This is a genomic window from Bradyrhizobium sp. S3.7.6 (genome assembly GCF_054061875.1).
The window spans coordinates 5,008,160-5,022,371 of record NZ_JBSSEQ010000001.1 but is presented as its reverse complement, the minus strand read 5'-3'; the positions used below and the strand labels follow the sequence as shown (position 1 = coordinate 5,022,371).

General features: G+C 64.0%; 16 protein-coding genes and 1 tRNA gene. 10 read left to right on the top strand and 7 right to left on the bottom strand.

What is annotated here, in order from left to right:
• Window positions 1-16 precede the first annotated feature (16 nt).
• A complete protein-coding gene (locus ACVJ5M_RS24420; protein WP_028158733.1) occupies window positions 17-235 on the top strand; it encodes a hypothetical protein in 219 nt (72 codons plus the stop codon).
• Between the two features lie 9 nt (window positions 236-244).
• Here the strand turns inward: ACVJ5M_RS24420 and ACVJ5M_RS24415 are convergent, their stop codons facing one another.
• Both ACVJ5M_RS24415 and glmU read right to left on the bottom strand, forming a co-directional pair.
• Window positions 245-430 carry a hypothetical protein gene (locus tag ACVJ5M_RS24415; RefSeq protein WP_283016542.1) on the bottom strand — a complete coding sequence of 62 codons (186 nt, stop codon included), beginning with the start codon at window positions 428-430 and terminating at the stop codon, window positions 245-247.
• Between the two features lie 12 nt (window positions 431-442).
• Window positions 443-1,810: a bifunctional UDP-N-acetylglucosamine diphosphorylase/glucosamine-1-phosphate N-acetyltransferase GlmU gene (gene glmU, locus ACVJ5M_RS24410; RefSeq protein WP_283018875.1), complete on the bottom strand. Its 1,368-nt coding sequence runs from the start codon at window positions 1,808-1,810 to the stop codon at window positions 443-445.
• A gap of 171 nt (window positions 1,811-1,981) precedes the next feature.
• Here glmU and ACVJ5M_RS24405 point away from each other — a divergent pair, with 171 nt between their 5' ends.
• Together ACVJ5M_RS24405 and ACVJ5M_RS24400 are read left to right on the top strand one after the other, a co-directional pair.
• The gene (locus tag ACVJ5M_RS24405) at window positions 1,982-3,352 is read left to right on the top strand and encodes a hypothetical protein (RefSeq protein WP_283016543.1); all 1,371 of its coding nucleotides are present in this window, start codon (window positions 1,982-1,984) and stop codon (window positions 3,350-3,352) included.
• Between the two features lie 176 nt (window positions 3,353-3,528).
• Window positions 3,529-3,909 carry a hypothetical protein gene (locus ACVJ5M_RS24400; protein ID WP_028147889.1) on the top strand — a complete coding sequence of 127 codons (381 nt, stop codon included), beginning with the start codon at window positions 3,529-3,531 and terminating at the stop codon, window positions 3,907-3,909.
• On the opposite strand, the gene ACVJ5M_RS24395 is transcribed toward ACVJ5M_RS24400, so the two are convergent.
• Entirely contained in the window at window positions 3,869-5,533 is a 1,665-nt protein-coding gene (locus ACVJ5M_RS24395; protein WP_283016544.1) for a glycoside hydrolase family 17 protein, read from the bottom strand. The genes ACVJ5M_RS24400 and ACVJ5M_RS24395 overlap by 41 nt on opposite strands.
• A gap of 222 nt (window positions 5,534-5,755) precedes the next feature.
• On the opposite strand from ACVJ5M_RS24395, the gene ACVJ5M_RS24390 reads away from it, so the two are divergent.
• From ACVJ5M_RS24390 to ACVJ5M_RS24375, 4 genes are all read left to right on the top strand, one after another.
• A complete protein-coding gene (locus ACVJ5M_RS24390) occupies window positions 5,756-6,352 on the top strand; it encodes a beta-1-3, beta-1-6-glucan biosynthesis protein (protein WP_354099700.1) in 597 nt (198 codons plus the stop codon).
• A gap of 214 nt (window positions 6,353-6,566) precedes the next feature.
• On the top strand, window positions 6,567-9,236 hold the full coding sequence (locus ACVJ5M_RS24385; protein WP_283016545.1) for a glycosyltransferase: 2,670 nt from the start codon (window positions 6,567-6,569) through the stop codon (window positions 9,234-9,236).
• Window positions 9,237-9,564: 328 nt separating this feature from the next.
• A tRNA-Lys gene (locus tag ACVJ5M_RS24380) sits at window positions 9,565-9,640 on the top strand.
• A gap of 71 nt (window positions 9,641-9,711) precedes the next feature.
• Window positions 9,712-9,990, top strand: a complete 279-nt coding sequence (locus ACVJ5M_RS24375) for a hypothetical protein (protein WP_283016546.1) — start codon at window positions 9,712-9,714, stop codon at window positions 9,988-9,990.
• A 14-nt stretch (window positions 9,991-10,004) separates the two neighbouring features.
• Here the strand turns inward: ACVJ5M_RS24375 and ACVJ5M_RS24370 are convergent, their stop codons facing one another.
• Window positions 10,005-10,241, bottom strand: a complete 237-nt coding sequence (locus tag ACVJ5M_RS24370) for a hypothetical protein (RefSeq protein ID WP_404979721.1) — start codon at window positions 10,239-10,241, stop codon at window positions 10,005-10,007.
• Window positions 10,242-10,676: 435 nt separating this feature from the next.
• Between ACVJ5M_RS24370 and ACVJ5M_RS24365 the strand changes: the two genes are divergently transcribed.
• Both ACVJ5M_RS24365 and ACVJ5M_RS24360 read left to right on the top strand, forming a co-directional pair.
• Window positions 10,677-10,949, top strand: a complete 273-nt coding sequence (locus ACVJ5M_RS24365; protein ID WP_063983199.1) for a hypothetical protein — start codon at window positions 10,677-10,679, stop codon at window positions 10,947-10,949.
• Window positions 10,950-11,137: 188 nt separating this feature from the next.
• Window positions 11,138-11,425 carry a hypothetical protein gene (locus ACVJ5M_RS24360; RefSeq protein ID WP_063983198.1) on the top strand — a complete coding sequence of 96 codons (288 nt, stop codon included), beginning with the start codon at window positions 11,138-11,140 and terminating at the stop codon, window positions 11,423-11,425.
• Window positions 11,426-11,776: 351 nt separating this feature from the next.
• On the opposite strand, the gene ACVJ5M_RS24355 is transcribed toward ACVJ5M_RS24360, so the two are convergent.
• Together ACVJ5M_RS24355 and ACVJ5M_RS24350 are read right to left on the bottom strand one after the other, a co-directional pair.
• Window positions 11,777-12,001, bottom strand: a complete 225-nt coding sequence (locus ACVJ5M_RS24355; RefSeq protein ID WP_283016547.1) for a hypothetical protein — start codon at window positions 11,999-12,001, stop codon at window positions 11,777-11,779.
• 425 nt (window positions 12,002-12,426) lie between these two features.
• Window positions 12,427-13,095 (bottom strand): hypothetical protein, encoded by a 669-nt coding sequence (locus ACVJ5M_RS24350; protein WP_283016548.1) that lies wholly within the window; start codon window positions 13,093-13,095, stop codon window positions 12,427-12,429.
• A 271-nt stretch (window positions 13,096-13,366) separates the two neighbouring features.
• Between ACVJ5M_RS24350 and ACVJ5M_RS24345 the strand changes: the two genes are divergently transcribed.
• Window positions 13,367-13,537 carry a hypothetical protein gene (locus ACVJ5M_RS24345; protein WP_283016549.1) on the top strand — a complete coding sequence of 57 codons (171 nt, stop codon included), beginning with the start codon at window positions 13,367-13,369 and terminating at the stop codon, window positions 13,535-13,537.
• A 102-nt stretch (window positions 13,538-13,639) separates the two neighbouring features.
• Here ACVJ5M_RS24345 and ACVJ5M_RS24340 read toward each other — a convergent pair whose 3' ends face one another.
• Window positions 13,640-14,008, bottom strand: a complete 369-nt coding sequence (locus ACVJ5M_RS24340) for a hypothetical protein (RefSeq protein ID WP_049807936.1) — start codon at window positions 14,006-14,008, stop codon at window positions 13,640-13,642.
• Window positions 14,009-14,212 lie beyond the last annotated feature (204 nt).

Here is a 14,212-nt window from a genome sequence, read left to right as displayed (position 1 = left end):
GCCAGGGAGTAAGGTCATGAAAAGCTCGTCCGGCCGCAAAGGCCTGTCATCGATGTATGCCCACGCCAGCGAGACCACTGGCACGCACCTTGCGCATTGGCCGCCGCCCCAGCGCGGCAAGGAAAGCAAGCCCGTCTTCGTCAAGCACGCCGCCGGAGAACCTGCGAAACGGGCCAAGCCGCGCGGCTGGCGCCTGACGCGCGCGATCTTCTCGGAATTCTCCGACGACGAGTAGCGGCGCGCCTTACCACCCCAGCATCACGGCCCAGACGAGGAAAATGAGGAGCGCCCAGAACGCCAGCCCGATGACGAGGGCCAAAATCTCGGGCGGATCGTACTCGTTCATTTCCCGCAGCGGCAGTCGCCCCATCCCCGTGACGAATGTGTCGATCAGAAAACTGAAGAGATCGCGCACAAAGCGAGAGGACACCGCATTTGGCGCTTAGTTCTCCGGCTTCTTTTCCGGCTTCTTGCCGCCCGTCTTCATCTCGCGATAGCGCGCAGCGCCGCCTTCCCGGATCGTCTGCTGGTTGCGCTCCAGCGCCATGGCGTCGTCGGGCACGTCGCGGGTGATCACCGAGCCGGAGCCGATATAGGCGCCGTTGCCGATTTTCACCGGTGCGACCAGCGATGAGTTGGTGCCGACGAAGGCTCCCTGCCCGATGACCGTCTTATGCTTCTTGAAGCCGTCGTAGTTGCAGGTGATGGTGCCGGCGCCGATGTTGGAATTGGCGCCGATGGTGGCGTCACCAATATAGGAGAGATGGTTGACCTTGACGCCGGCCTCCAGCGTCGCGGCCTTGGTCTCGACGAAATTGCCGATGCGCGCGCCGTCGCCGAGCGAGGTGCCGGGTCGCAGCCGCGCATAGGGGCCGATCGAGACGTTCTTGCCGAGCGTGGTCTGCACGATATGCGAGAAGGAATGGATCACCGTGCCGTCGGCGATCGACACGCCCGGACCGATCACAACGAACGGCTCGATGGTGACGTCATTGCCGAACACGGTGTCGGCGGACAGATAAACGGTCTCGGGCGCGATCAGCGTGACGCCTGCTTCCATCGCCGCTTTTCGCAAGCGCGCCTGCATCACGCTTTCGGCCTCCGCAAGCTGCGCCTTGGTGTTGATGCCGCGCACCTCGTCCTCGCTGGTCTCGATCACGACGGCCTCCCATCCCTGTTCACGAACGACGCCGACCGCGTCGGTCAGATAATATTCGCCCTTCGAATTCGCATTGCCGATCTTGTCGAGGATCGCGAGTGCACGGCGCCCGTCGATCGCCATCAGGCCGGCATTGCACAGATCGATCTTGCGCTCTTCCGCGCTGGCATCGGCATGCTCGCGGATCGCGACCAGACGGTCGCCCTCGACGATGAAGCGGCCATAGCCGGTGGGATCGGCGGCGCGAAAGCCGAGCGCGGCGATTGCTGCACCCTTCGCGAGTGGCGCGCGCAGCCGCGCAAAGGTCTCGGCCGAGATCAGCGGCGTGTCGCCGAAGGCAATCAGCAGATCGTCGGCGCCCCGCGCAATCGCCTCGCGCGCCGCCAGCACCGCATGCGCGGTGCCGAGCCGTTCTGCCTGCACGAAGGTGAGCGCATCGGGACGGATGCGCTTCGCCTCGTCCCCGACCGCCTGATGGTCGGGGCCGATCACGACGGCGAGCGAGGTGCCGGTTCCCTTCGGTGTGGCGGCGAGCACGTGCGCGAGCAGGCTCTGGTGTGCGACCGGATGCAGCACTTTCGGCAGGTTCGATCGCATGCGCGTGCCTTCGCCGGCGGCGAGCACGATCGTGAGGCTGGAACGGGCGGTCATCAAAATCCTGTCAAACATGGCCGAATCAACGGGCGGCGGCAGGCCGATGCCGTCACGAGCTGTCGCCTTGCTACCCCCGCAAACGCCCGGAATTCAAGTGCGACGGGGTTTTCCTGTTAATGTTCCCTGATTGATTCGGGGAAGCTGTTCGGGGCTGGGCACTTAACGTTCATGGCAAAGGATTCCGACCCACTGGCGGACGCCTTCGGGACCAAGGAGACCGGCGGGCTGTTCTCCGGACTTCTGGCCGAGGAAAGCGCGGTCGACCGCAGCATGATGTGGCGGCTGGGCGCGTGGGGTGTGATTGCCGTCGGCGCCGTCGTGATGGCCGTGATGGCCAATCAGGCCCAGCTCGGCTGGCGCCGTGACCAGGTTGCGTCGGCCGATCTGTCGCGCCAGGCCGACCGGCTCCAGATGCTGACCAAGGAGAGCCAGAACGAGGCTCGCCGCCTCGCCTCCGCCATCGAGACGTTGAACACCGATCGTGACCGGCTCTATTCGCGCGTCACCGTGCTCGAGCAAGGGATGGATTCCGTCACCGGCGCCATCGCCAAGCAGAGCGCGAAGCCGCAGGACGCGCCGGCGCCCGACACCCAGCCCGCGGCGCCGACCGTCGCGCCGGTCGCCTCGACGCCGGCTCCCTCGAGTGACAAGCCGCGCGCGGCAGCCGCGAAGGACCAGGCGAAGGAGCCGACAAAAGACGCTGTGAAGGAGGCCGCAAAGGATCAGTTGATCCCGCCGCCGCAGAACGCCGCCATGGCCTCGCTGGTGTCGCAGTCGCCGCTGACAACGTCGGCACTGCCCATGCTTCCGCTGGTGCCATCCAAGTCGATCATGGCGCCACCCGATCCCGCCGCATCGAAGCTGACGCAGCCCGAGACGACTGAGAAGGCCGCCGAGAAGAAGCCCGAACAGACGCCCGCCCCGACCGAGGTCGCCGCGGCGCCGGCCAAGCCGCCGGAGACGGCCGAGAGCGAGGCTCCTGCAATCGCGGTCCAGCAGACGCGCTTCGCCATCGACCTCGGCGGCGCCAACTCGCTCGACGGCCTGCGCGCGCTCTGGCGCGGCCTGATCAAGTCCAATCCGGAGGTCGCTGCGCTGCGGCCGATCATCATGATCAAGGAAGGCAACACCGGCGTCGGCATGCAGCTCCGCTTGGGCGCCGGCCCGCTGATCAATGCCGCCGCTGCCGCAAAGCTCTGCGCGGGCCTCGCCGAGAACGACCGCCATTGCGAGACCACCGTGTTCGACGGCCAGCGGCTGTCGATGCGCGGCGGATCGGAGAAGGGACAAGAGAAGACTCAGGACCGAGTTCAGGAGAAGAACGCGGACAAGACCCAGGACGCGGTCCCGCAAGCCGAGACCGCGCCGGCCCCCGCTCCTGCCGCCAAACCGGAGAAGCGCCGCCGCAGCTACTCCTCGAAACGCTCGTCGAAGCGCGAGGAGCCCGCGCCTGCCCCCGCACCTCAGCCACCGGCCGCACCAGCGAAGCCGGAGACGGCCTCGACGGGATCAACGCTGTCGTCGTTCTTCAGGCGGTAGGAACGCGCACGAGTTAGATCATTACCGCGGATCCTTGTTGCGCGACCCTCTTGTTACGCAGCCCTTGGGGGGGGCCCTCAATGGCCGTCTAGCGATGGCTCGCCGAACGGCGCAAGTGATCAGAAATATCCACCTCGCCTGTTGCCCCCTCCCGTCATCCCGACCATATTGCGCCCATGACAAAAAAGCCCTTCCGCCTCACGCCCTACCAGGTGCAGTTCCTGATCGTCGTCGGTTTCGTGTCCGTCGGCTATGCGATCTATTTGCGCTATCTCGGCATCGAGAACTCGACCGTCGGCCTCGCCTGTGACGCTGGCCTGCAGACGCTGATCTGCAAGGCGCGCACGGTCTCGACGGTGCTGTTCAAGAATTCGGTGTTCGGCATCGTCGCGCTGGTGGTTGCGACACTGAACCTGATGCGGCCGTCGATCGTGCTGCTGACCGTCGGCATCGTCGCCGCCGGCCTCGGCATCGTGCTCTACAATGTCGTGCTGTCGGGCCTTGCGATCGGCCTGTTCATTCTTGGATTTGCTCGGCCCGCGCCCGCCACAGCGTGAACGCGAACAGCAAGTAGATCGCGCAGGTCCACAGCGACTGCCAGTTCTCGCGGCCCTCGTTGAACAGCACATAGGCGGCCGCCAGCGTGAGCAGGCCCGCGAATACCGATTCCGCCATCGGACGCTGGCCGATCTGCGGCCGGTTCAGCATCAGCACCGCGAACGGCACCACCGCCATCGTCAGCGAGGCGTAGGGGAAGTCGTGGTAGCGCGAGTCGAACACGAAGGCGAGCGCGGTCTGCGTCGCGATCACCGCGGTCACCGCCAGCGTCAGGCCGAGCACGGCGGTGAGCTTCGACCATTTGCGGCCCTCGCGCGGGCCGAGCAGATCGAGGAAGGTCGGAAGGCTGCGGCCGATCACCATCGCCTGCGCGCAGAAGATCGGCGACAGGATGCCGGCCAGAAGCAGCGCGCCCCAGTGCAGCCAGCCGCCGATGCCGTAGCTCTCATAATACATCTTGTCGGCGCCGATCCCGAGCAGGGTGCCCGCTGACGTCGCCGAGATCGCGACGCCGAGCCAGGCCGAGAAGCGCGGCGTCCACGGCCGCCTGCGCAGCGTGAGGCCGGCGACCGCGAACACCAGCACGCAGAGGCCCATGCCGGCGCCCATGTACCATTTCCAGTACGGGAAATTGCTGATCGGCTGGCCCGGCGGATATTTCAGGTTCCGGCGCACCGAGTCGTACAGGCCCCAATAGCCGCCGACGGTGCCTTCCAGCTTGCGCTTCCAGGGCTGGTCATAGGACTCGATCAGATTGACGCGAAACTTGTTCGCTTTCGCCAGGCCCAGGATTTCCGAGACGACGCGCGCCTGGTTGGTGCGCGACGGCAGCGCGCCCTCGCGCATGCGCCCTTCGCTGGGCCAGCCGGTCTCGCCGATCAGGATTTCCTTGCCGGGGAACGCGACCGCCATGCGCTCGCGGATCGCCTCGACATGGCTCGCTGCGAACTTCGCCTTCACCGGAACATCCTCCCAATAAGGCAGGATGTGGATCGTGACGAAGTCGACGGCGTCATAGACCTCGCGATTCCTGAGCCAGAACTCCCAGACGTCGGCATAGGTGACGGGCACGCTGACCTGCGCCTTCACCGAGCGGATGATGGAGACGAGGTCCGCCGTCGTCATCTCGCCGCGCAGCAGCACCTCGTTGCCGACGATGACGCTGGTGATGATGCCGGGGAATTCCTTGGAAAGGCGGACGGCGAGCGCGGCCTGCTCAAAATTCTTGGCGCGGTTGCTGGAGAGCCAGATGCCCTGGAGCACCTTCAGCCCGCCGACCTTGGCGGCGATCGCCGGCACCTGGTCGAGCCCGTTCTCCATCGAATAGGTGCGGACGCAGTCGGTGATCTCCTTGAGCTGTCGCAAATCCTGCTCGATCTGGTCGGCTTCGATATGGGTCCACGCGTTCAGCGGCGACTGTTCCCCGCGGAACGGCGCATAGGAGACGCATTGGACCTTGTCGGCCGGGTCGATCGGGGCGCGCGCGAGCGTGATTGGCGTGGCCAGCCACCACCACACGGCAGCAATCGCACCCAGTGAAACGAGCAGAAGCGCCAGTGGCGTACGAAGAGAAATCGGTTCCGTCCTCCGCGAGGTGCCGTCGATTACCTGCTCACGCGCCATCTGCCAAGGGGTGTGTCCGGGATGGATCCTTCCCTCCCCCGAGGAATTTACCTGCGGCCGTTCGACAGAGGCCTAGGATCGTGACTTTGCTGGACAAAATTTCAAATTCAGGTCATGGACTCGGCAGGACTTTGCCGCCGCATTGGGGACCCATTTGGACGCCATCACCGGCGAGTCCGCGAGGTCCTGGCGCGGGCGGTCAGCTGATATATTGGGGAATTCATGCGGCAACGGGTGTTCGAGTTACGAAATGCGGTCCTGCGGCAGTTCGCCGCCACCTTGGCCGTCGCCTCCCTGGTCGTGATGGTCGGTCTCGGTGGCGCCTCCGCCCAGAGCGGCACGCCCGCCCCGGACCAGGGCAAGGCAGCCACCCAGCCCGCCGATGCCGCCGCCAAGGACGCCGCCCAGAACCAGCGCCGCACCGACGAGTTCGCCGAAGCAGCCCAGGTCATCAACGGCCCGGCCGGCAACCCCGAATGCGTCTGGCTCGGCCGGCGCGTGGTGCGGCTGATGTGGCGCGACGACCTCGATACCGCGTTCCGCCATCTCGACCTCTACGACCGCTTCGGCTGCCCCGGCGGCCACATCCAGGCCGCCTTCCGCTGCCTGACCCGCTTTGGCGGCCAGATCGATCCCAAGGTCGCCGAGACCCTGGACAGCCGCGTGCACGCCTGCTGGATCAACCCGGCATCCCAGCCGCAGCAGGCGTCAGCCAGCGCCTCCCAGCCGGCGGCGCCAACCACGGGCAATTCGCAGGCCCCGCAGCCGGCCGCGAGCCCCGCGCCTGCGGCAAGCCCGACACCGGCGCCCTCGAAATAGCCGCGATCGTTTCAGCCGCCGTTCAGGAACGATCGGCGATAGAAGCGGTTGGCACTGCCGCACATTCCAAAACTGTCATGCCCTCATACGGTCATGAGGCCATGACAGTTGTGAAACCGCGCGGCAGAGGTATGCTCCATTTGCCGCGGACTCGGTCGGATCTCGGGGTCGGATCCGCTTCCCTGCCACCTCAGCCCCTTTTGGTTTAGCCGCGATGCGCGTTGTCGCCGCCGTTCTGTTGCTTGTGTCCGTGCTTCACGCCGGCATCTGGGGAGTCCTGCGCGACAAGGAACCCGCGCCCGACTTCAAAGGCCTGCTGCCCAGCGTCTCCTACGCCCCGTTCGAAGGCGCGGCCCACCCCGATATCGACAACATCCCCACCGTCGAGAAAATCCGCGCCGACCTGAAGACGCTGTCGACGATGACGCGCGCGATCCGTCTCTATTCGTCCACCGGCGGCGTCGAGCTGGTGCCGCCGATCGCGGCCGAGTTCGGCCTCAAGGTCACCGTCGGCGCCTGGATCGACAAGGACAAGGATCGCAACGAGCGCGAGATCAAGGCTGCCATCGAGCTTGCCCGCAAGAACAGCAACGTCGTCGGCGTCGTGGTCGGCAACGAGGTGATCTACCGCGGCGAGCAGAAGGTCGAAGACCTCATCGACATGATCAAGAAGGTCAAGGGCTCGGTCCGCGTGCCCGTCACGACCGGCGAGATCTGGAACATCTGGCGCGACAATCCCGACCTTGCCTCCAACGTCGACTTCATCGCCGCCCACGTGCTGCCCTATTGGGAAAACTTCCGCTCGGACCAGGCGGTCGACCAGGCCGTCGACCGCTACAACCTGCTGCGCAACCTGTTCCCCGGCAAGCGCATCGTGATCGCCGAATTCGGCTGGCCGAGCCAGGGCTACAATCTGCGCAACGCCGACCCCGGCCCGTTCCAACAGGCGCTGACCCTGCGCAACTTCGTCAGCCGCGCCGAAGCCATCGGCATGGAATACAACATCGTCGAAGCCATCGATCAGCCCTGGAAATATTTCGAGGGCGGCGTCGGTCCGTACTGGGGCATCCTCAACGCCAGCCGCGAGCCGAAATTCGCCTGGACCGGACCGGTCGAGAATCCTGACTACTGGAAGCTGATGGGAATTGCGCTGCTGGTCGGCATCCTCCTGTCGCTGCCGATCCTGCGGCTGGAGCAGCCGACCGCCAGGCAGGCGTTCCTGCTGTCGGCGACCGCCAACGGCGTCGGCGCCTGGGCCGCGACCGTGTTCGCGTTCTGGAATGACCACTATTTCATCTTCGGCTCGGCCTTCGCGCTCACGCTCGGCATGATCCTGCTTGTTCCCCTTGTCCTCATCGCGATGGCGCGCGTCGACGAGATCGCGGCAGTGGCCTTGGGCCGGCCGCCGCAGCGGCTGCTCTCCAAGAGCAAGCCGGTCGAGAACGTTCCCGAGAATTACTACCCGAAGGTCTCGATCCACATCCCCGCTTATTTCGAGCCGGTCGAGATGCTGAAGCAGACGCTCGATGCGCTGTCGCGGCTGAACTATCCGAACTACGAATGCGTCGTCATCATCAACAACACGCCCGATCCCGCGTTCTGGCAGCCGATCCAGGACCATTGCCGCGCGCTCGGTGAACGCTTCAAGTTCATCAACGCCGAGAAGGTGCAGGGCTTCAAGGCCGGCGCGCTGCGGATCGCGATGGACCGCACCGCCGTCGATGCCGAGATCATCGGCATTCTCGATGCCGATTATGTCGTCGATCCCGACTGGCTGAAGGACCTCGTGCCGGCTTTCGCCGACCCGCGCGTCGGCCTCGTGCAGGCGCCGCAGGAGCATCGCGACGGCGACCTGTCGATCATGCACTACATCATGAACGGCGAATATGCCGGCTTCTTCGACATCGGCATGGTCCAGCGCAACGAGGCCAACGCCATCATCGTGCACGGCACGATGTGCCTGATCCGCCGTGCCGCGATGGACATGGCCGGCGGCTGGTCATCCGACACGATCTGCGAGGACAGCGATCTCGGCCTTGCGATCCAGCAGCTCGGCTGGACCACCCACTACACCAATCACCGCTACGGCCAGGGCCTGCTCCCCGACACCTACGAGGCCTTCAAGAAGCAGCGTCACCGCTGGGCCTATGGCGGCCTCCAGATCGTGAAGAAGCACTGGCGGCACTTCCTGCCCGGCCGCAGCCGGCTGACGCCCGACCAGAAGCGCGAATATGGCTTGGGCTGGCTGAACTGGCTCGGCGCCGAAAGCCTCGGCGTGGTGGTGGCGCTGCTCAACCTCATCTGGGTGCCGATCGTCGCCTTCGCCGACATCGCCATCCCCGACAAGATCCTGACCCTGCCGATCATCGGCGCCTTCATCGTCTCGCTCGCGCACTTCCTGTCGATGTACCGCGCGCGCGTCGCGATCAAGCCCGGCCAGATGATGGGCGCGATGATCGCCGCGATGAGCGTGCAATGGACGGTGTCGCGCGCGGTCGCGCAGGGGTTGATCACCGAGCACATCGCGTTCGCGCGCACCTCCAAGGGCGGCCTGTCCAGGATGTCGATCGAGTTCCAGGCGTTCTGGGAGGCCGTGATCGGCACCCTGCTGGTGATCGGCGCCGGCGTGCTGATCGCCTCCAACAGCTATCGCCAGATCACCGAGATCTACATCTTCGCCGGCGTCCTGGTGCTGCAAAGCCTGCCGTTCCTGGCCGCGGTCGCGATCGCGATCCTCGAGCTCAGCCGCATCAACTCGTTCCAGTTCTGGCGCGACAGCGCGATCCGCACCGCCGAGCTGATCGGCCTGCGCCCGGTCGCGCTGCCGACCCCCGCCGGCACGCCGCAACCGGTGCCGAGCGAAGTGCGGCGGGAGGCGAACTGACGGGCCGGACGGTCTCGCGGCGCGGCTGAAACCTCCGCGCCGGCAAGCCACCGGCGCTGTTCGGCGTGGATAGCGGGCCGCCAATCGGGTTGAAAATTCCGACTTAAGCTGCGGATACCGCGAGCGAATCCCCGCCTCCGCAAAGAGTTTGGGCCGCCACTCGCACTATTGACCTCAGCGCCCCATCCCCCTACACAGCGCGGGCCGAAAGCATGATCCGGAAACAGCCGGTTTTTCCCCGCGACGCCAGTTGAGGCAGCGGCAAGACATGCTTCTCGAATGTCCGAAGACGATGGCGATCGATCTTGAAAGCCATCAGCGGCCATGGGAGCGCGTAGCTCAGCCGGTAGAGCACGTGACTTTTAATCACGGGGTCCTGGGTTCGAGCCCCAGCGCGCTCACCAAGCCGAAACAATAACTTAAGCGAAATCACAAGCGGACCGAAAAAGCCGTGTGTGGGCACTGTGTTGGCAAATTGATTGCCGATCTGAGCGTCGAGGATGGCAGCGCGGCAATTGCGCGCGATCGCCATGAGGCCGGCGCGCTCAAGCGGCAGCACGCCCTCCCCGTCCGCCAGATCCGGGCAGATGCGCTCCATGCGCGCGAAAGAGCCCCACTAGGGCCGGCGCAACACCCCAAGCAGGTCGGCGACATCGATCACATCAAGGTCTTCGCGACGGTGGGCGCCGCGGAACGATGGTTTGAGGAGAACGACCCGGAGGGCGTCGCCTTCGAATACGATGTGATCGAGTGATGTGGAGCGGATAATCAGCGCCACATCGTTGGTGGGTTCAAGGCCTCGCGACCCGCTGCTTTCAACGCGTCGGTTGAGAGCTGCCCATGTGCCGCGGCATCGAGCAGCTTCGAAGCAACGTACGCTCTGGCGCCCGTTTCGCTTACAGGAATATTTTCGCAAACTTCATCGAGCACCGCCCTGAGCAGCGCAGTCATTTCAGCATCAAACACGCCGAACTCCCGAAATTGAGAGGATACTGAACGCTGCACAAGCGGAATATATTCGCTTGGCAGCGTTCGCCGCGTATTCCTGTCTGGGCTCTGAAATCCCAGCGCCTTCCAAATTGGCACCTGTCTGTCAAAGTAATGTGACAGCTTCCTCGGCCACATCAACAGGAGTTTGCAGGGCCTGCCAAGGCCCGCCAGCGTGAACCGGCAGCCTGAAACCTTCCCAGGTTTCGTACGTAAAATCTCTATCCGAGGTTTTTGTTAGTTCCCATCTCGGGGCTGGAAATGAACACCGCCGCCGGGACAATGTATTAGAGCCCGGCGGCGTATTTGTTGGTGCCTGAACCGGCGCGCGCCTCGAGCGGCGGCTTCCACCTGAATTTGTAGGGCAGATTTTTTTCTAACCTGAGTTAGTTTTTTCTATGCCCAGCGTCGACTACCCCAATTTTTCTGCGCGTAGAGCAAGGGGTCGACCGGGTGGTTCAACAACTGGGACTGGAGGATTGGGCCTGGCAAATCGCCGCCGACGTGTATCGCTTGAATCTGTATAGCCGACTCACCGGACGAGCGGCCCCGGGAGACGCCGTTTCAGACGAACAGCTTGCCAGAGCAATCCGCGAAAGCTTCACTCAAACGAACGACGGCGCCTATCGAGAAATGGTTGAGTTAGCGACCGATGCCGCTTTATCGGCCTACGATCGTGTCGTCTCACGCAATGTCAAACAGGCGCGCGCTCAACTAGCGAACTAACGGCTCGTCGGCGGATGATGACTAGCCTGCCCCGCAAGAGAACCCCGCCGACCTTGTGAGCCGGCGGGCTTATCTCTACCGCTTCAACCGGCGGCGATGCGTCATCAGCCGTTACCGGACGCCACTCCGATGCATTGATGCCGCAATCGGCGCGATGTTATGCTAGTCGCAGAACCGGGAGTTTCTCGATGCGCAAAATCGCCGCCGCTGTCATGTTTGCCCTGATCGGACAGACCGCATTGGCTCAGGACCATGTTCCAATGTACGGCGAGTCCAAGGACAAGACGGAGGCCGAGAAGGCGGACGACATTCGGGCCGAGCGCGCCTATCAACGCTCCCTCGGCAATGTTCCCAACCAGAAGGCAGTCGATCCGTGGGGAACTGCCCGCGGCGACGAAGCGAAGAAGCCGGCCACGCCGGCCAAACCGGTAGTGAAACATTCGTCCAAGGCCAAGAGCGGCAGCCCCCCCAACTAGCGAATTCTAAAGGGGGGCCGCCAGCGCGAACCGGCGGGTCAGCGCTTCGTTGCGTTGCCAGCTAATTCCATCGCGAGATCTAGGGCTGCGATTCCAATTTGGTCGGTCGGACGGGATCTGCAGCGCTGTAAAGTCACCGCCTCCAACAATCGCCTCTATCATAGAGCGACGGCCGGCGAGGCTGCCATCGAGCATCCAGCCAAAGCTTATGCCGTGGCGACGGCAATAGCCGGCCAATTCTTGTGAAGCGCAGAAGCCTGGAGCGTGCGGAGCCGGCTCCTGCGCGCGGTGGCTCAAGGGCTACGAGTGTTGGTCCAAGGATCTGCAACCTTGGGGAAAACGCACCCTAGGTCAGTCGGACTGCATTTTCCGAATCAACCAGATGTGCGCGCGCTCGCGCGTGATCTTGCCGGGGGTGTGCGTGAGCCAGTTTCTGTCCGTGCTGCTATTGCTGACGACATTGACGCTGACGGTGTGTTTCGGCGTGGCTGCCTGGCGCCAGTCGGCCGGCAGAGATGCCGATATTACCGCCACCATTTCACATCGGGAAACCGGCTGGAGGTCGGAACGGAGCAACTGAGACCTTGCGCTCGCTCTTGCGAGAGAGTTTTGAAGTCACCGTTGGCGCGCGCCAGTTCGATTGCGATGCCCCTCGGGCTTGATCTCGAAAATGCATCGGGGCGCAGCAGCCCCTGTTGCGCCCTCTAAGTCGAGCGGCCCCTCACGGATAACGCCTCGGTGAATGAAACCATTCGCCGCATCACGCGAAGCACTCAGGAAACAATCCGGGTCCAGTGTCCCGTCACCCACGAGGGGATCTCGCGATGATTATTCTCAAGGTCTTTGCTGTTGTTCTTGGCGCTGGCATCCTTTTCACGATGTACTCGGGGGACCTTGGCGCCGACGTCGTGCTTGCCATCGTGTCCTGCCTGGCGTGACAAGAAGACCGGCCAGCGTGAGTTCGAGGGCCAGTAGTGTCAGGTGATTTGCCTGACCTGTCTTCAGCTTTCCGGCGCCGAAACCACGGCCGGCACGCTCAGCGGCGCTCCTCCAACCGAAACCGGCCCGACAGACTTCGACTGCCGGACCATCCGCTTCCGCATCGCTGCCGACAGTCCATAGCGTGCGTTCGCTTTTCGGATCGAGGACGTGACGTCCGACATCATTGCATTTTGCAGCGTATCGACCTTCGCGATGAGCGTCGACAGCTGCGAAGATATCTTCCTCACATCGACCCGTTCGTCCGTGATGCTCTGCCGCAGAGACAACAGCACCATTGAATCCTGCTGCAGCAGAGCTGCATGTTGCTGCAAGGCGTGATTGCTCTCCTGCAGCGAAGCCGTGTGTTGCTGCTGGGCCGACTGAATGTCCTTCAAGGCAGCGACAACCGGATCCGCCTTTGGCGCGGAAGCTTCCCGGCGCGGAAGCAGTTCAGCCAGACTGCTGAGATTCGGCGACGGAAAATCAGCCGGCAATGTATAGATCGCCGCCGCACCATTGATGGCCAAGGCACACACCGACAGTGCCAGGACCGATTTCCGGCTGGACCGCTTGCTCGATGCCGGAGCTTCCGGGGCTGCGGGCTCGAGTGCTGCGACTGCGAGCGCGAGCGCCGCAGGGTCGAGTTGTTCGACGAGGCCTTGCGCCTCGGATGTCGTGGTCATGTCCATTGACCTCAAATGAGCGAGCAACAGGAAGCCGACGCCGGAACGTCCTCGCGACGGCTCCTCTACGCAGCACCCACCTACAACTGCCTAAAATTGTGGGCATTTTGGATTAATTCCACGTTAGCGACATGGCCGCCTGGCAGGCCCGGCCGCCCCGGCCGACTACGGGGGGCGAAGGGACGGAATGAGTCACGCGGCAGCCTGCTTCGAAGCACCAAAGCCGAGAGACAAGGCCCCTGAAAGGTGTAAGATTCAGGAGAACCGGAGGAACGGCATGTTTGAAATCAGCGGTTTCGACACGGCAGGCGTCGTCAGCCTCAAGCGGCTGTCACTCGCGGCCGCCCTCAAGAAGGCCAGACAGCTTGTCGAAGACGGGTGCTGGGACGTTCAGATCGTCGATCCAACGGGACGCGTACACACCTCGTTTGAGGAGCAGGCCGCTTAGTCGTGGCGCTGGGCCGGCTCCGCGGCTAGCTCATCAAGAGCACACTGATCCGGAGCGCACTGATCCGGAGCACACCCGGCCTCACGCCTGACGGCCCGTCTCTCAGTACCGCCGATAGTAGTTCTCTGGCCGGTCCTGGAATTGTAGTGGAACCGTGCCGTTGGGGTAGCAGACACCGTCGCGGATATCGACGTCAGCGCCGTGGCCGCATGGCACCGGACGCCGGCGCATTCCATAGTAAGGCCGCGGGCCCTGATAGTATCCCTGCAGCGCCGCCTGGTCTTCGGGACGGAGATAGCCGTTGGGATAGCACATCCCGTCGCGGGCGCTCTGATCCCAATGATCGCCGCACGGCGGCGGATGTCTCGGCACGCCGCGATACTGCACCTCGAGCGGGCGTTCGACAGCTGCGGCCGGCGCCGTTGCACCGCCATGAAGAGCAAGGATTGTCGCAATAGTGGTGATCAACATCGAAGCGGTCCTCCAAGGCCGCAAGATAGACAAGCCCTCTGAATGACGCCTGAACGCGACGGGAGCGCCACGACCATCAGGGTCGGCCGATGGCACGATGGCGGCCACCGCGCTGCACTGGACACTGCAGCTGCGGTTCCATGGGCCTTGCCACAAAAGCCGGGAGACAACGCCCTCGAAAGGTGTAAGATTCAGGAGAACCGG

Bases quoted from the DNA above. Each gene is read 5' to 3' on its own strand.
- ACVJ5M_RS24390 (WP_354099700.1), top strand. From the start codon at position 5,756: ATGCGGCAACGGGTGTTCGAGTTACGAAATGCGGTCCTGCGGCAGTTC.
- ACVJ5M_RS24400 (WP_028147889.1), top strand. From the start codon at position 3,529: ATGACAAAAAAGCCCTTCCGCCTCACGCCCTACCAGGTGCAGTTCCTG.
- ACVJ5M_RS24350 (WP_283016548.1), bottom strand. From the start codon at position 13,095: ATGGACATGACCACGACATCCGAGGCGCAAGGCCTCGTCGAACAACTC.
- ACVJ5M_RS24395 (WP_283016544.1), bottom strand. From the start codon at position 5,533: ATGGCGCGTGAGCAGGTAATCGACGGCACCTCGCGGAGGACGGAACCG.
- ACVJ5M_RS24360 (WP_063983198.1), top strand. From the start codon at position 11,138: ATGCGCAAAATCGCCGCCGCTGTCATGTTTGCCCTGATCGGACAGACC.
- ACVJ5M_RS24345 (WP_283016549.1), top strand. From the start codon at position 13,367: ATGTTTGAAATCAGCGGTTTCGACACGGCAGGCGTCGTCAGCCTCAAG.
- ACVJ5M_RS24405 (WP_283016543.1), top strand. From the start codon at position 1,982: ATGGCAAAGGATTCCGACCCACTGGCGGACGCCTTCGGGACCAAGGAG.
- ACVJ5M_RS24385 (WP_283016545.1), top strand. From the start codon at position 6,567: ATGCGCGTTGTCGCCGCCGTTCTGTTGCTTGTGTCCGTGCTTCACGCC.
- glmU (WP_283018875.1), bottom strand. From the start codon at position 1,810: ATGACCGCCCGTTCCAGCCTCACGATCGTGCTCGCCGCCGGCGAAGGC.
- ACVJ5M_RS24420 (WP_028158733.1), top strand. From the start codon at position 17: ATGAAAAGCTCGTCCGGCCGCAAAGGCCTGTCATCGATGTATGCCCAC.
- ACVJ5M_RS24340 (WP_049807936.1), bottom strand. From the start codon at position 14,008: ATGTTGATCACCACTATTGCGACAATCCTTGCTCTTCATGGCGGTGCA.